This is a genomic window from Clostridioides sp. ES-W-0016-02 (genome assembly GCF_020641035.1).
Lineage (GTDB): Bacteria > Bacillota > Clostridia > Peptostreptococcales > Peptostreptococcaceae > Clostridioides.
The window spans coordinates 874,648-888,176 of the sequence record NZ_CP061361.1; the positions used below are offsets into that span (position 1 = coordinate 874,648).

A 13,529-nucleotide genomic window follows, 5' to 3' on the forward strand; every position below is an offset into this window, starting at 1 on the left:
GCATGAATATAGTTGTTTGTTTAAAACAAGTTCCAGATACTAACGAAGTTAAAATAAATAAAGAGACAGGTACTCTAATAAGAGATGGTGTACCAAGTATAATCAATCCAGATGATAGAAATGCTTTAGAAGAAGCTTTAAAAATAAAAGATGAACTAGGAGCAGTGATTAAGGTTGTAAGCATGGGACCCCCTCAAGCTAAAAGTGCTTTAAAAGAAGCTTTGGCAATGGGTGCTGACGAAGCATATTTAATTTCAGATAGAGCTTTTGGTGGTTCAGACACTTGGGCTACATCTACAATTATTGCTGCTGCTATAGAGAAGGTTGGAAAGTATGATGTAATATTCTGTGGAAGACAAGCTATAGATGGAGATACAGCTCAGGTTGGACCAGAGGTTGCAGAATTCTTAGGTGTCCCACAGGTTACATATGCAAAAGAAGTAAAGGTTCAAGATGATAAATTACTAGTAACTCGTTATACAGAGACAGGAGATTATTTAATAGAAGCAAAGATGCCAGTTTTATTAACTGCTATAAAAGAGTTAAATAATCCAAGATATCCAAGTGTCAAAGGAATCTTAGAAGCTTACAATAATGGAGATGCAAAGATTACTGTGTTAACACTTGAAGACTTAGCTGTTGATACAACTCAAATTGGATTAAAGGGTTCGCCTACAAATGTTTACAAGTCTTTTGTACCAGTTAAAGACAAGCATAATGAAATAATCGAAGGTATAAATAAAAAGGAAAAAGCTGAGAAACTAATAGAAATACTATTCGATTTGAAACTAGTATAGGAGTGTTAAGATGATGAGAGCAAAAGTTAATCAAGGTATAAATTTAAATGATTATAATGGTGTTTGGGTAATAGGAGAGCAAAGGGAAGGTAAAATAAATCCTGTTACTATAGAACTTATTGGTGAAGGAAGAAAGCTTGCTGACCAATTAGGAAAAGAGCTTGCAGTTGTAATAGCTGGATATGAAGTAGAGAAAGAAGTAAAGGAGTTACTTCACTATAGTGTTGATAAAGCTTATTATATCAACGACCCTCTTCTTAAAGATTTCACAACTGATGGATATGCAATTTCAATTGCAGGTTTAATTGAAGAGAAAAAGCCAGAGGTTGTACTAGTTGGAGCTACTTCTATAGGAAGAGATATCGCACCTAGAATTGCAGGTAAAGTTGGAACAGGTCTAACTGCTGACTGTACAAAACTTGAAATAGATTCAACAGATAATAAGTTATTACAAACAAGACCAGCCTTTGGTGGAAATTTAATGGCTACTATTGTTTGTCCAAAAAATAGACCACAGATGTCAACAGTTCGACCAGGTGTTATGGCAAAAGCTGTAAGAACTGAATCAAAGACTGGAGTTTTAGAGGTTGTTACTCCAGAACTTAATGAAAAAATGATTAGAACTAGATTAGTAGAAATTCTTCCAAAAGAAAAGAAATCTATAAATCTAACTGATGCTAGAATAATAGTATCAGCAGGAAGAGGATTAAAGAGGGCAGAAGGATTTGAACTAATAAAAGAATTAGCTGATAAATTGGGGGCAGAAATTGGTGCTTCAAGAGCGGCAGTAGATTCAGGGTGGATAGAACATTCTCATCAAGTGGGACAAACAGGAACTACTGTTAGACCAGAGTTATACATTGCGTGCGGGATATCTGGAGCAATACAGCATTTAGCAGGTATGAGTGATTCTAAATATATAGTTGCTATAAATAAAGATTCAAAGGCACCTATTTTCAGTATATGTGACTATGGAATTGTAGGGGATTTATATGAAATTCTACCTGAAATGATAGAATTATTAAATAGGTAACTTCTAGAAAACATTGAATATATAGAATGGTAAGTCTTATAATATTGTATTGTAAGACTTATTATTTTTGCTGAAGGTTATAGTGGAGGGATGAAACAATGAAAGAGCACTGGTATAAGGATATATTTGCAAGAGTATTATCCATGACTGATGATGGTTTTATTGTTGTAAATAAAGATGGAGTAATCATAGATATTAACGATAAATATTGTGACTTCTTAGGGAAAGAAAGAGACGATATAATAGGACACAATATACAAAGTATTATACCAAATACAAAAATGTTAGATATTATGAGAGATAAATATTGTGAAGAAGGAGCTATACACCATTACTCAGGTGGAAAAACAAAAGAAAAAAGTGTAATAGTAAGTAGGTCTTATGTGGAGAATGATAATGGAGAAGTAGTTGCAGGGGTAGCTCAAGTTAAATTTAGATTACAATCCTTTGATGTAGCTAAAAAGTTAATGTCAGAATATATGGAACTCCAATATTATAAAGAACAGTTCAAGGATAAATGTAGTTTTGACAAGCTCATAGGTGAAAATAGAGATTTCATAGAACTTAAGAAGACAGGTATGAAAGCTTCTAAAACGAACTTCTCAGTGCTTTTAACAGGTGAAACAGGTACAGGTAAAGAAGTCTTTGCTAGAGCAATTCACAATAATAGCAGTAGAGCAGACAAGCCTATGGTTAGTATAAACTGTGCTGCAATACCAGAAGAACTATTAGAATCAGAGCTATTTGGGTATGACGAAGGAGCTTTTACAGGAGCAAAAAAAGGAGGCAAAAAAGGTAAGTTTTTAGTTGCAAATAATGGCACAATCTTCTTAGATGAAATAGGTGACATGCCTTTGACCATGCAAGCAAAACTTTTAAGAGTTCTTCAGGAAAGTGAAATAGAACCAGTTGGAGGTCTTAAAACTATAAAAATAGATGTAAGAGTAATCTCTGCTACAAGAAAGAATTTAAGTAAAATGGTTGAAGAGGGATTATTTAGAGAAGATTTATACTATAGGTTAAATGTAATAAATATTCATATGATGGAATTAAAGGACAGACAAGATGATATTTTATTGTTAGCAAATTATATACTAAATAAATTAAATGTTGAATATAAGGAATTGAAGGTTTTAAGTGATAAAGTTAAAAATTGTTTTATTAACTATATTTGGCCAGGAAATATAAGAGAACTGCAAAATGTAATAAAAAGTGCTTATGCTGTAAGTGATGATATGGTCATTATGATGTGTGACCTTCCATCTAAAATGGATAATATAAGCAGAGTAGCTCAATGTAATGTGGATAGTAATTGCTCAATTCATGAAATGGTTGAAAATTATGAGAAGAGTTTAATTATTGATGTATTAAGGAAGTACAATTGGAAATGTTCCAAGGCAGCAGAGGTTATGGGAATACACAAAAGTCTTTTGTATAAGAAAATAAAAAAGTATGAAATTGAATTAAACAATTAAGATGACTTGAATTAAGATTAAGGCACACAAAAAATCACCCTTATACAGTGAACTATACCCACTGTTTTAACTGTATAAAACAGTGGGTATAGTTCAAAATTAGAGTGATTTTTACTTTATTTAATATTTATAAAAAATGTTTTAAAATATTTATCTTATTATTTAATCATAATTTTCCACTTCTTTATCAAGTTCTTTTCCACAAGAATCACATTTATATATAGCATTATATCCGTAATCATATTCATCAACTATTTTCTTTTGTCTAAATACACCACCACAATCACATAAAAAACCGTTTTTTATAAGAGTAACAATAAATTGTGATTTTATAAATTTTATATCATTACATTTATCATTAGTGTAAAAATTATAAATATAAGAGTTGTCACATTCATCTCTCAATTCAAATTTTTCAATATATGTGTTGTTTTTTAACTCCTCAAATTCTTCTTTAGTTAAGTATGACTTTTGTTGCAATTCGTGTAAGCGCTTAATTTGGTCCATAATTTATATCCTCCTAATAATTTTAGTATTTTAAGCTTAGATAAGGACTCTAAGTTTTATTAAATTTATCTCAAGGAATTATTTAAATTATATTTAGTTTTATTTAATCACAACATAAATAAATTAGCTATAAATAAAAACTAATTTTAAAAATAATTTCCTATGAAAATCTAAATTACTAACCCCTTACTAACCCGAAAAACTAAAAAAGAAAATAAAAAATATATCTAATCTAAATGATATATAAATAAAGATGATATATAAATAAAGGTGTTTTATATAAATTTAACTTTAAATATCTCAACTGTAATATATAAAAATATATTATAGTTAAAATATACCACATATTTTGGGTATTGTATACTGGAATTAAAGCAAATAATTTATTTTTTAACACACAAATGATTTTATAAAAAAAAACAAGACTGAAAAATTCTTATATTATTTGATAAAATAAAAATGATAGTAAATTTATTGAATTTTATAAAATTTATAAGGAGTGAACTTAAAATATGCAAGAGAATAAAAATGATATATTTGAATCAATAGATAATGATGACTTTGACAATAAAACAGAAGATGAGTATTTAGAAATAGTAAAGCAAAATGGATTAAATTTAATATACATAAAAAATCAAACAGAAAAGATATGTCTGGAGGCTGTTAAACAAAATTGTAATGCAATAAAGTGTGTTGATAATCAAACAGAAAAAATATGTATAGAAGCAGTCAAGCAAGATTGGAGAATGTTAGAATTTGTTGAAGATCCAACAGAAGAAATATGTATGTTAGCACTTAGTCAAGATGGAACAGCATTAAAATATATAGAAAATCAGACAGAAGAATTATGTTTAAGAGCTGTTGAAAAAAATGGTACAGCTTTAGCATTTGTAAAAGAGCAAACAGAAGAAATATGTATAGAAGCAGTTAGAAATAGTGAATTTGGATTAGCAAGGGTAAAAAATCAAACAGATAAAATATGTATGGAAGCAGTTAAACAATGTAGTTATAACCTAAAATGGGTGGAAAATCAGACAGAAGAAATATGTATGGAAGCAGTAAGACAAAATGGGCTTGATTTGAAGTTTGTAAAAAATCAGACAGAAACAATATGTCTAAGAGCTGTAAGACAAAACGGTATGGCTTTAGAATTTGTAAAGGAACAGACTGTTGGAATATGCTTGAAAGCAGTGAGACAATATGGAATGGCTCTAAAATTTGTGAAAGAACAAACAGAAGAAATTTGCACAGAGGCTGTTAAACAAGATAAAAGAGCTCTTAGTTTTGTCAAAGGAGATAAAGAAAAATATAAAGTTTTATGCGATGGCAATGAGCCATTTGCAAAAAGATACGTTAGAAATGTAATAGAAAAAGAAAATAGAGCTTTGATTAAAAAAGGAGAAGAAAATGCAAAAATCAAAATTGCAGGAAAACTTCATGATAGAGGCATGTCTTTTGAAGATATATCAGATATAGTTGAGATTGAAATAAATAAGTTAAAGGTGAGTTTGGGGATTTTTTAATATAAAATAGTTAATTAAATAATAATTGGATAGTTCTTTGTAGGATAGTAAAATAAGTGCTATAATTTGACATATAATAAATTATTTTTATTACACATTAAGGAGGGATTGAAATTGAAAATTACAATATTGTATCAAACAAGAAGTGGAAACACAGAAAGGGTAGCTAAGTTAATAGAAGATGGTGCTAAAAAGGTAGACGGAATAGAAGTTAGACTTATGAGATTAGATAGTATTGATACAGAGTATTTAAATGAAAGTAAAGCAGTAATATTTGGAACACCAACATATTTAGCTAATACAACTTGGGAAGTAAAAAAATGGTTTGATGAGGATTCAAAAAAGATAAACCTAGCTGGCAAGTTGGGAGCAGTTTTTGCTACATGTGACTATGTCTGTGGAGGTCCTGATGTAGCAATTCTTACTATAGTAGGGCATTTAATGGTTAAGGGAATGCTTGTGTACTCTGGAGGTGGCTCTTTAGGAAAACCATTTATACATTTAGGACATGTACATTCAATTGAAGGACCAGAAATACAAGACGAAAAAGCTGTAATATTTGGAGAAAGAATTGCTACAAAAGCAAAAGAATTATTTGCTTAATTTCTATATACATAACAATGCTTGAAATAAGTTTAATGTTTTAATGGGGATTTAAGGTAAAAATTGTATACAAATAAAAATTTTCCATAAAATTACTCAATATGCTATCAATATGAATTATAATATGATTGTAAACATATTATATTAAATAAAATAGATAAAATTAAACGATAATAGTGAGGTAAGTTTATGGTATGGCATATAGAATATGAAATTTTTTCTGCAATTATAGTTATTTTTTTGATGGTATACTTTTTTAAAAGTAAATTTATACCTACTTTACAAAATAAAATATATTGTGCACTTTTAATTTGTTCATTTTTATTCATAATTTCAAATGTTTTAGGCTCACTTTGTCTAAATAATATAGACAAACTTCCAATTTTTTTAACTGCTTCATTGAATCAAATATATTTATTTTTATTGCCAATACCAGCGGCTCTTGTATTATTTTATGTCATGGCTATTATTTATCAAGATATTAGATATATGAAAAAAAAGCTTTTATTTTTATCTATACCACTTATAATTTGTATGATTCTATCTATAACTAATCCTTTTACACACATTTTATTTGGACTGTCAAAAGAAACAGGTTATGTACGTGGTTATGGATATGCTGCAACTTTTTTATCATTTTTCTTTTATGCAATATATTCGGCATTTTTATCTTTTAAATACAAAAAAGCAATGCATGAATCTAAAATATGGGCTATTAGAGGTTTTCTCATAGTTTCAATTATAGCAATTATTTTGCAGGCAATTTTTTTACAGTATCTTCTTACAGGAACAGCATGTGCATGTAGTTTGCTCTTGACATATCTCTCCATGCAGAATAGAGGTCTTATCATTGATGACCTTACTGGTGTACTTAATAGACAATCCTTTATTCAAGAACTAGATTTAAATATAAATACTGAACAATCAGGATTTATCATTACAATTGCTCTTGATGATTTCAAATTTATGAATGAAACCTTTGGAACTAAAAATGGAGATATTGCATTAAAAGAGGTTGGTAAATATTTGATTCATATTCATGATGTAAATCATGTGTATAGAATAGGAGGAGATATATTTTCTATTGTTGTTAATAGCCAGTTAGGTATATCTCCAGAGAAAATTACTAAACAGATAGAAGAAAGATTTAAAAAAGCATGGCTAATAGAAGAGATAAGTTTTAACTTATCAACTAGTATTGCAGTTGTTTCTTTTCCAGAAAATGCTGAAACGACAGAAGATGTTATAGTTGCAATTGATTTCTCTATACATGAAGCAAAACGCTCTGAATCAAGACAAGTTATTTATGCAGATGCATCTATAAGTGAAAAGATAAAGAAAAAACATATAATAAAAAATTGTTTGAAAGAAGCTCTAGAAAATGATGGCTTTGATGTATATTATCAGCCTATATTTTCTACTAGTAAAGATAGATTTGCTTTAGCAGAGGCTTTGATTAGGCTAGAACATAAAGAGTTAGGGTTTATACCACCAGATGAATTTATACCAATTGCAGAGCAGACAGGTCTTATTAATTCAATTGGGTTAGTGGTTTTTGAGAAGGTATGTAAATTTATAGCTAGTGATGATTTTGAAGATTTAAAGTTAGATACCATAGCTGTCAATCTTTCTGTAGTACAATGCATGCAAAAGAATTTGGCTGATGATTTGTTTGATATTATGAAAAAATACAAAGTGTCACCAAATAAATTTAAACTTGAAATTACAGAAACTGTGGCATCAGGTTCATTTAATATAATTAGAGAGACAATGGAAAAATTAATTACTTTAGGGGTTAAATTTGCACTTGACGATTTTGGGATAGGTTATTCTGGAGTTACTAATATGCTTTCCTTACCATTTTCAGTAATTAAGTTAGATAAGAGTCTGATTTGGTCTATGAATGAAGATAGTAAGCATAAACTCACAGTTGAAACTATTATATCTCTTATAAATAAATTAAATATGAAAGCTGTAGCAGAAGGTGTTGAAACCATTGAATACGCTAAAGATTTAAAGTCTATGAATTGTGAATATTTACAAGGGTATTATTTTTCTAAACCTGTTCCAGAGGAAATTTTAAGGGATTTGTTGAGAGAAAATGCTTTTACAGTTTAATACCCTTTATTTTTTTAATTACAATTTTGTTCATTGACACTATTAGCTAAATATTATAAAATTAACACAATAATAAATATTAAAATTATTATATATATTATTAATATTTAATATTAATTCCTAGAGTAAAGATTTATTATATATTTTTATAGCTTAAAATATATATTTTACTTAATTATTCTAACGTAAGAAAGGAAGATGTGACATGAATAAAAAGAAAATATTAGTACCAATTGATGGAACAGAAAGAAGTATGCATTCTTTGGAATTTATACAAGGAATATTCAAAAAAGATGAAGTCGAAGTGGAAATAATGAATGTAAAAGAACTAGTATTTATTGATGGCATATCCCTAGCTGAAGAGATAAAGAATTCTGAGAACTTAGGAAGACGAATCCTGGACAGAGCAGCAGAGATAATGGGAGAGTATGATGTTAAAGTTCATTTTACTTTTGGTTATCCAGGAGATGAAATAATTAGAAAAGCAAAAGAAGATAATGTAGATATTATAGTTATGACAAAATCTACTAAAAAAGGTCTAACAAGAATGATAGGTTCAGTAACAGCAAGTGTAGTTAAACAAGCAAAGTGTATAGTAATGATTGTACCGGAGTAGAATTAGTGAGGTATCTGAAATATGAATAAAAAAATAGCAGCAGTTTGTGAAAGTGAAAAAAGTTCAAATTCTCTTAAAGAAGCTGCAAATATTTTAGGGTTTGACTTAGTTTATGAAATTCAAAACGATGGAAGTATAAAAAATGAACTTTCTATGTATGATATAGAAGATGCATCTATAGTGTTATTTGTTACAAGTGATTCTATAGAGGGTATAGAAAAGATTGATAGATTTATAGATAGGGAGTTTTATGAGGTCGAACCAAAATATATAATAAGTGATGCAAAATCTATAGTAAATGAAATTTTAATAGATTTAAATTAATCTTAAAAATATAGGAAAAGCTTCAAGTAAATAGTATTTACTTGAAGCTTTTTTAATATTGAGGATTAAATTATATTTGTTATTAGACAATATTTAGATGAAACACTCATTTACTGAAGTTAGAATTCCTATTGAAAAGGACAATCCTGCAATACTTAGGGATGAATATATGTTGAAGAAAAGATGGTTTCTGCTTTAAGAAAATTAGGGGCAGATTATGTATTTGATACTACATTTTCAGCTGATTTAACCATTATGGAAGAAGCATCTGAATTAATAGAGCTTATAACAAAGAATGATAAATCACTAAATTTACAAGTTGCTGTCCAGTTTGGGTTAAGTTTGTAGAAACATTTTATCCAGAACTGATACCAAATTTATATACAGAATATAACTCTAAAAATTATATGTTAAATAATATATTAGAAAATGAGAATATTTAAATAAAAAAAATAATATTATATATAGTTGACAAAATGTGGAAATTAATATACTATATAAATATAGAAATAGTAATCATTACTATTATTAAAAAGGGAGGAATTAATTATGAACTTAAAAGGAACTAAAACAGAAAAGAATTTAATGGCAGGATTTGCAGGGGAATCAGAAGCAAGAAATAAATATACATACTATGCATCAAAAGCTAAAAAAGAAGGTTACAATCAAATAGCTGCTATATTTGAGGAAACTGCTAACAATGAAAAAGAACATGCAAAACTATGGTTTAAACTTTTACATGATGGAATGCCTTCAACAGAAGAAAATTTAAAAGATGCAGCAGCAGGTGAAAATTATGAGTGGACTGACATGTATGCAACATTTGCTAAAGAAGCTAGAGAAGAAGGATTTGACAAAATAGCTTATTTATTTGAAGCTGTTGGAAGAATAGAAAAAGAACATGAAGAAAGATACTTAAAACTTTTAGAAAACCTAAATGAAGGAAAAATATTTAAAAGAGAAGAAGAAGTTGTTTGGCAATGTCAAAACTGTGGTCATGTGTATGTAGGTACTGAAGCACCAGAAAAATGCCCTGTATGTGACCATCCAAAAGCTTATTTCAATATAAAAGCTGAAAACTATTAAAAATTATTATAATTAAAAAGGAATGTTAACTATGAAATTTTCTAAACAAAGAGAACTGATTTTAAATGAAATATTAAATAATCCAGTTCATCCTACTGCTGATTGTTTGTATGAAAGTCTAAAAAAAGATAATCCGAGTTTAAGCTTAGGGACTGTGTATAGAAATTTAGCTCAGCTAACAGAACATGGTTTTATAAAAAAAGTTAGTATTCCAGGAAATCCAGATAGATTTGATGGTAGAATAGAAAATCACTATCATATTATATGTGAAGTATGTGGAGAGGTGTACGATTTAGAATCTGAAATTCTTAGCAATTTAAAAGAATCAATATCAGAAGAAACAGACATAAAAATAACATCTTATAACATAAGTTTTAAAGGGATTTGTAATAATTGTAGAAAGTGTAGTCAAGTAGGTTAACTTTTCAAATTCTAAAAATAATTAATGAGGTGAGTTTATGTGTAGTGAAAAAAGATTTTTTATATGTGAGACTTGTGGTAATCTTATAGGGATGATACACAGTGCAGGTGTTCCTGTTTTCTGTTGTGGAAAGCCTATGAAAGAGCTTGTTCCTAATACAACAGATGCAGCAGTTGAAAAACATGTGCCTGTGATTGAAGTAGATGGAAATAATGTTACTGTTAAAGTGAGTAGTGTTGCTCATCCAATGACTAAAGAACATCATATAGCATGGGTGTATCTTATGACTGAACAAGGTGGTCAACGTAAATGTCTAGCAGTAGATGGAGAACCTGTAGTTAAATTTGCTTTGAATGATGACGATAAAGTAATATCTGCATATGCTTATTGTAATTTACATGGATTATGGAAAGCTGAATTGTAATATTTAAATAAACTGAATTAAAAAGGAGGCTAAAAAATAGAAATTTATTTCTATAAAAATAGCCTCCTATAAATTTATATAATCTCAAATCTTAATTTATTTTGAGATTAATAGCGTATAAGGAGAAAATAATATGTCAATTTATAAATGTAGTGTTTGTGGATATATTTATGATGAATCTAAAAATGATAAAACATGGGATGAGTTAAGTGAAGACTGGACATGTCCTGTATGTACAAAGGGTCGTAGTTATTTTGGAAAAATAAGTACAGTGTATTTTGAAGGTGAAGAAAAGAAAGAAAATAAAATAGAAGCATCTGTTCAAGAAAAATCTGATGTGAGTAGTGAAAAAACAGGCGATTTAAATTATTTAAATACATATTTAAGAAGAGATGATGAAGTTGAACAACATATGGATATAATTCATGAAATGGCTGTTACAGGAAAGTCTATAATAGAGCCTATGAAAACTAAACTACCAGTAATTTCTTGGGATGATATTTTAATTATGGGAGCTCAATTAAATCCATTACCGCTAAATGAACATGATGAAGTAAATACAACAACGATAATAGGAAAAAAAGCAAAAAAGCCTATGGTAATAGAAAATCCAGTTTATATTTCTCACATGTCATTTGGTGCTTTGTCTAAAGAGTTAAAAATAGCTTTAGCAAAAGGTGCAGCTAAAAATAAAACAGCTATGTGTAGTGGTGAAGGTGGTATATTACCAGAAGAAAAGGAAGCTTCATATAAGTATATTTTTGAATATGTACCAAATAAATATAGTGTAACTGAAGAAAATCTTAAAAATTCTGATGCTATAGAGATAAAAATTGGTCAGGGAACAAAGCCTGGAATGGGAGGTCATCTTCCTGGTGAAAAAGTAACTGAAGAAATTGCAAAAGTTAGAAATAAACCTGTGGGGCAAGATGTTATAAGTCCATCTTGTTTTGAAGAAATACAATCAAAAGAAGACTTAAAGAAACTTGTAGATGAACTTAGAGAAGTTTCAGAAGGACGTCCAATTGGTATTAAAATTTCAGCAGGGCACATTGAGAGAGATATGGAATTTATAGCTTATGCTAAACCTGATTTTATGACTATTGATGGACGTGGTGGAGCTACTGGAGCAAGTCCAAAGTTACTTAAGGATGCAACTTCAGTTCCAACAATATTTGCTCTTTATCGTGCTAGAAAATACATAGATACACATGGATTAGATATAGATTTAGTTATAACAGGTGGGCTTCGTATATCTACTGACTTTGCTAAGGCTATAGCTATGGGAGCTGATGCAATTGCTATTGCTAGTTCTGCACTTATGGCAGCAGCGTGTCAACAATATCGTATATGTGGTTCTGGTAAGTGTCCTGTAGGAGTAGCTACTCAAGATGAGGAGTTAAGAAAAAGATTACATATAGAAAATAGTGCAAATAGAGTGGCAAATTTCTTAAATGTTAGTCTAGAAGAACTTAAGACTTTTGCTAGAATTTCTGGTCATAAAGATATACATGATTTGAGCGTTGATGATTTATATACAGTTAACTCTGAAATATCAAATTATACGAATATACAACATGTATAAATTTTATAAAGAAAAATATTTAAAAATATGAGTTTATAAAAGAAAATAGATTTTATAAAAAGAGAATTTTATATTATAGAATTCTCTTTTTTAATGTGAAAATTGGAGAGATTAAATTGTAAAATACCTTGTAATATCGTACTATTAAACTAAACAACAATTTAAGGAGTGATTAGTATGGAAAAAATGCAGATACAAGTTCTCGTTGATAATAATACATATATTGATAGATACTTTGTTGGAGAACCAGCAGTTAGTTACTATATTGAAATTGATGGAAATAGAATTTTATTTGATGCAGGATATTCAGAAATATTTATATCAAATGCTGAAAAAATGGATATAGATTTAGGTGACTTGACTCATATTATTTTTTCTCATGGACATAATGACCATACAAGGGGTATTCAATTTTTAGAAAATAAATATGATTTATCTAAAGTTAAACTTATAGCACACCCTAATTGTTTTGAACCTAAAAAATGTGGGGAGGATAATATAGGAGCACCATTTTCTATTGAGAAAGTTAGAAATACTTTTATGTATGAACCAACTAACAAACCTTTTAAGATAAGTGAAAATTGTATATTCTTAGGAGAGATTCCATCTGTAAATAATTTTGAAAAAAGAGCTAAAATAGGAAAATATAAATCAGAAGATTTATGGGAGGATGATTATGTTTTAGATGATTCAGCTATAGCATGTAAGACCGATAAAGGTGTTTTTATTGTTACAGGATGTTCTCATAGTGGAATTTGTAATATAGTGGAGTATGCCAAAAAATTATGTGGTGATGATAGAATTGCTGGAATCTTGGGTGGTTTTCATCTTTTTGAATTGGATGATAGACTAGATAGTACTATTCAATATTTAAAAAAAGAAGAAATAAAAATGTTGTATCCTTGTCACTGTGTTTCTTTTAAGGTAAAAGCCAAGATGAATGAAATGTTAAATGTAAATGAAGTTGGAGTAGGATTAACCATAAATATATAGTATATTAATAATGAGTTTGGAAAA

The 13,529-nt window shown here is 28.8% G+C and carries 16 protein-coding genes; 15 read left to right on the forward strand and 1 reads right to left on the reverse strand.

The features are described from left to right. Positions 1 to 2 precede the first annotated feature (2 nt). The 3 genes from IC758_RS04400 (at position 3) to IC758_RS04410 (ending at position 3,305) form a co-directional block, all read left to right on the forward strand. A complete protein-coding gene (locus IC758_RS04400) occupies positions 3 to 797 on the forward strand; it encodes an electron transfer flavoprotein subunit beta/FixA family protein (protein ID WP_227433373.1) in 795 nt (264 codons plus the stop codon). 13 nt (positions 798 to 810) lie between these two features. Next, positions 811 to 1,830, forward strand: a complete 1,020-nt coding sequence (locus IC758_RS04405; protein WP_413927702.1) for an electron transfer flavoprotein subunit alpha/FixB family protein — start codon at positions 811 to 813, stop codon at positions 1,828 to 1,830. A 98-nt stretch (positions 1,831 to 1,928) separates the two neighbouring features. Further along, positions 1,929 to 3,305, forward strand: a complete 1,377-nt coding sequence (locus IC758_RS04410) for a sigma-54 interaction domain-containing protein (RefSeq protein WP_227433371.1) — start codon at positions 1,929 to 1,931, stop codon at positions 3,303 to 3,305. A 162-nt stretch (positions 3,306 to 3,467) separates the two neighbouring features. Here IC758_RS04410 and IC758_RS04415 read toward each other — a convergent pair whose 3' ends face one another. Next, a complete protein-coding gene (locus IC758_RS04415; RefSeq protein WP_227433370.1) occupies positions 3,468 to 3,812 on the reverse strand; it encodes a hypothetical protein in 345 nt (114 codons plus the stop codon). 512 nt (positions 3,813 to 4,324) lie between these two features. On the opposite strand from IC758_RS04415, the gene IC758_RS04420 reads away from it, so the two are divergent. The 12 genes from IC758_RS04420 to IC758_RS04470 all read left to right on the forward strand — a co-directional run bounded on the left by IC758_RS04420 (position 4,325) and on the right by IC758_RS04470 (position 13,505). After that, positions 4,325 to 5,335 (forward strand): DUF4116 domain-containing protein, encoded by a 1,011-nt coding sequence (locus tag IC758_RS04420; protein ID WP_227433369.1) that lies wholly within the window; start codon positions 4,325 to 4,327, stop codon positions 5,333 to 5,335. A 114-nt stretch (positions 5,336 to 5,449) separates the two neighbouring features. Then, positions 5,450 to 5,938, forward strand: a complete 489-nt coding sequence (locus IC758_RS04425) for a flavodoxin family protein (protein WP_227433368.1) — start codon at positions 5,450 to 5,452, stop codon at positions 5,936 to 5,938. Between the two features lie 189 nt (positions 5,939 to 6,127). Continuing rightward, positions 6,128 to 8,056, forward strand: a complete 1,929-nt coding sequence (locus tag IC758_RS04430; protein WP_227433367.1) for an EAL domain-containing protein — start codon at positions 6,128 to 6,130, stop codon at positions 8,054 to 8,056. 205 nt (positions 8,057 to 8,261) lie between these two features. Next, entirely contained in the window at positions 8,262 to 8,672 is a 411-nt protein-coding gene (locus IC758_RS04435) for a universal stress protein (RefSeq protein WP_227433366.1), read from the forward strand. Positions 8,673 to 8,693: 21 nt separating this feature from the next. Then, on the forward strand, positions 8,694 to 8,996 hold the full coding sequence (locus IC758_RS04440) for a PTS sugar transporter subunit IIBC (protein WP_227433365.1): 303 nt from the start codon (positions 8,694 to 8,696) through the stop codon (positions 8,994 to 8,996). A gap of 183 nt (positions 8,997 to 9,179) precedes the next feature. After that, on the forward strand, positions 9,180 to 9,344 hold the full coding sequence (locus IC758_RS04445; RefSeq protein WP_413926625.1) for a [Fe-Fe] hydrogenase large subunit C-terminal domain-containing protein: 165 nt from the start codon (positions 9,180 to 9,182) through the stop codon (positions 9,342 to 9,344). Further along, complete coding sequence (locus tag IC758_RS21190) at positions 9,299 to 9,439, forward strand: [Fe-Fe] hydrogenase large subunit C-terminal domain-containing protein (RefSeq protein ID WP_413926630.1); 141 nt, start codon at positions 9,299 to 9,301, stop codon at positions 9,437 to 9,439. The genes IC758_RS04445 and IC758_RS21190 overlap by 46 nt, the downstream gene beginning before the upstream one ends. A gap of 106 nt (positions 9,440 to 9,545) precedes the next feature. Next, a complete protein-coding gene (gene rbr / locus IC758_RS04450) occupies positions 9,546 to 10,082 on the forward strand; it encodes a rubrerythrin (protein WP_227433364.1) in 537 nt (178 codons plus the stop codon). Positions 10,083 to 10,113: 31 nt separating this feature from the next. Beyond that, complete coding sequence (locus tag IC758_RS04455) at positions 10,114 to 10,503, forward strand: Fur family transcriptional regulator (RefSeq protein WP_227433363.1); 390 nt, start codon at positions 10,114 to 10,116, stop codon at positions 10,501 to 10,503. Positions 10,504 to 10,540: 37 nt separating this feature from the next. After that, positions 10,541 to 10,927, forward strand: a complete 387-nt coding sequence (locus IC758_RS04460) for a desulfoferrodoxin family protein (RefSeq protein ID WP_227433362.1) — start codon at positions 10,541 to 10,543, stop codon at positions 10,925 to 10,927. A 133-nt stretch (positions 10,928 to 11,060) separates the two neighbouring features. Then, entirely contained in the window at positions 11,061 to 12,512 is a 1,452-nt protein-coding gene (locus IC758_RS04465) for a glutamate synthase-related protein (protein ID WP_227433361.1), read from the forward strand. Positions 12,513 to 12,689: 177 nt separating this feature from the next. Continuing rightward, the gene (locus IC758_RS04470) at positions 12,690 to 13,505 is read left to right on the forward strand and encodes an MBL fold metallo-hydrolase (protein WP_227824745.1); all 816 of its coding nucleotides are present in this window, start codon (positions 12,690 to 12,692) and stop codon (positions 13,503 to 13,505) included. Positions 13,506 to 13,529 lie beyond the last annotated feature (24 nt).

What these genes read in the sequence shown, in the direction of transcription:
- IC758_RS04435 (WP_227433366.1), top strand. Translation starts at nt 8,262, where the DNA reads ATGAATAAAAAGAAAATATTAGTACCAATTGATGGAACAGAAAGAAGT.
- IC758_RS04455 (WP_227433363.1), top strand. Translation starts at nt 10,114, where the DNA reads ATGAAATTTTCTAAACAAAGAGAACTGATTTTAAATGAAATATTAAAT.
- IC758_RS04410 (WP_227433371.1), top strand. Translation starts at nt 1,929, where the DNA reads ATGAAAGAGCACTGGTATAAGGATATATTTGCAAGAGTATTATCCATG.
- IC758_RS04440 (WP_227433365.1), top strand. Translation starts at nt 8,694, where the DNA reads ATGAATAAAAAAATAGCAGCAGTTTGTGAAAGTGAAAAAAGTTCAAAT.
- IC758_RS04430 (WP_227433367.1), top strand. Translation starts at nt 6,128, where the DNA reads ATGGTATGGCATATAGAATATGAAATTTTTTCTGCAATTATAGTTATT.
- rbr (WP_227433364.1), top strand. Translation starts at nt 9,546, where the DNA reads ATGAACTTAAAAGGAACTAAAACAGAAAAGAATTTAATGGCAGGATTT.
- IC758_RS04465 (WP_227433361.1), top strand. Translation starts at nt 11,061, where the DNA reads ATGTCAATTTATAAATGTAGTGTTTGTGGATATATTTATGATGAATCT.
- IC758_RS04420 (WP_227433369.1), top strand. Translation starts at nt 4,325, where the DNA reads ATGCAAGAGAATAAAAATGATATATTTGAATCAATAGATAATGATGAC.
- IC758_RS04445 (WP_413926625.1), top strand. Translation starts at nt 9,180, where the DNA reads ATGGTTTCTGCTTTAAGAAAATTAGGGGCAGATTATGTATTTGATACT.
- IC758_RS04470 (WP_227824745.1), top strand. Translation starts at nt 12,690, where the DNA reads ATGGAAAAAATGCAGATACAAGTTCTCGTTGATAATAATACATATATT.
- IC758_RS04405 (WP_413927702.1), top strand. Translation starts at nt 811, where the DNA reads ATGAGAGCAAAAGTTAATCAAGGTATAAATTTAAATGATTATAATGGT.
- IC758_RS04415 (WP_227433370.1), bottom strand. Translation starts at nt 3,812, where the DNA reads ATGGACCAAATTAAGCGCTTACACGAATTGCAACAAAAGTCATACTTA.
- IC758_RS04400 (WP_227433373.1), top strand. Translation starts at nt 3, where the DNA reads ATGAATATAGTTGTTTGTTTAAAACAAGTTCCAGATACTAACGAAGTT.
- IC758_RS04460 (WP_227433362.1), top strand. Translation starts at nt 10,541, where the DNA reads ATGTGTAGTGAAAAAAGATTTTTTATATGTGAGACTTGTGGTAATCTT.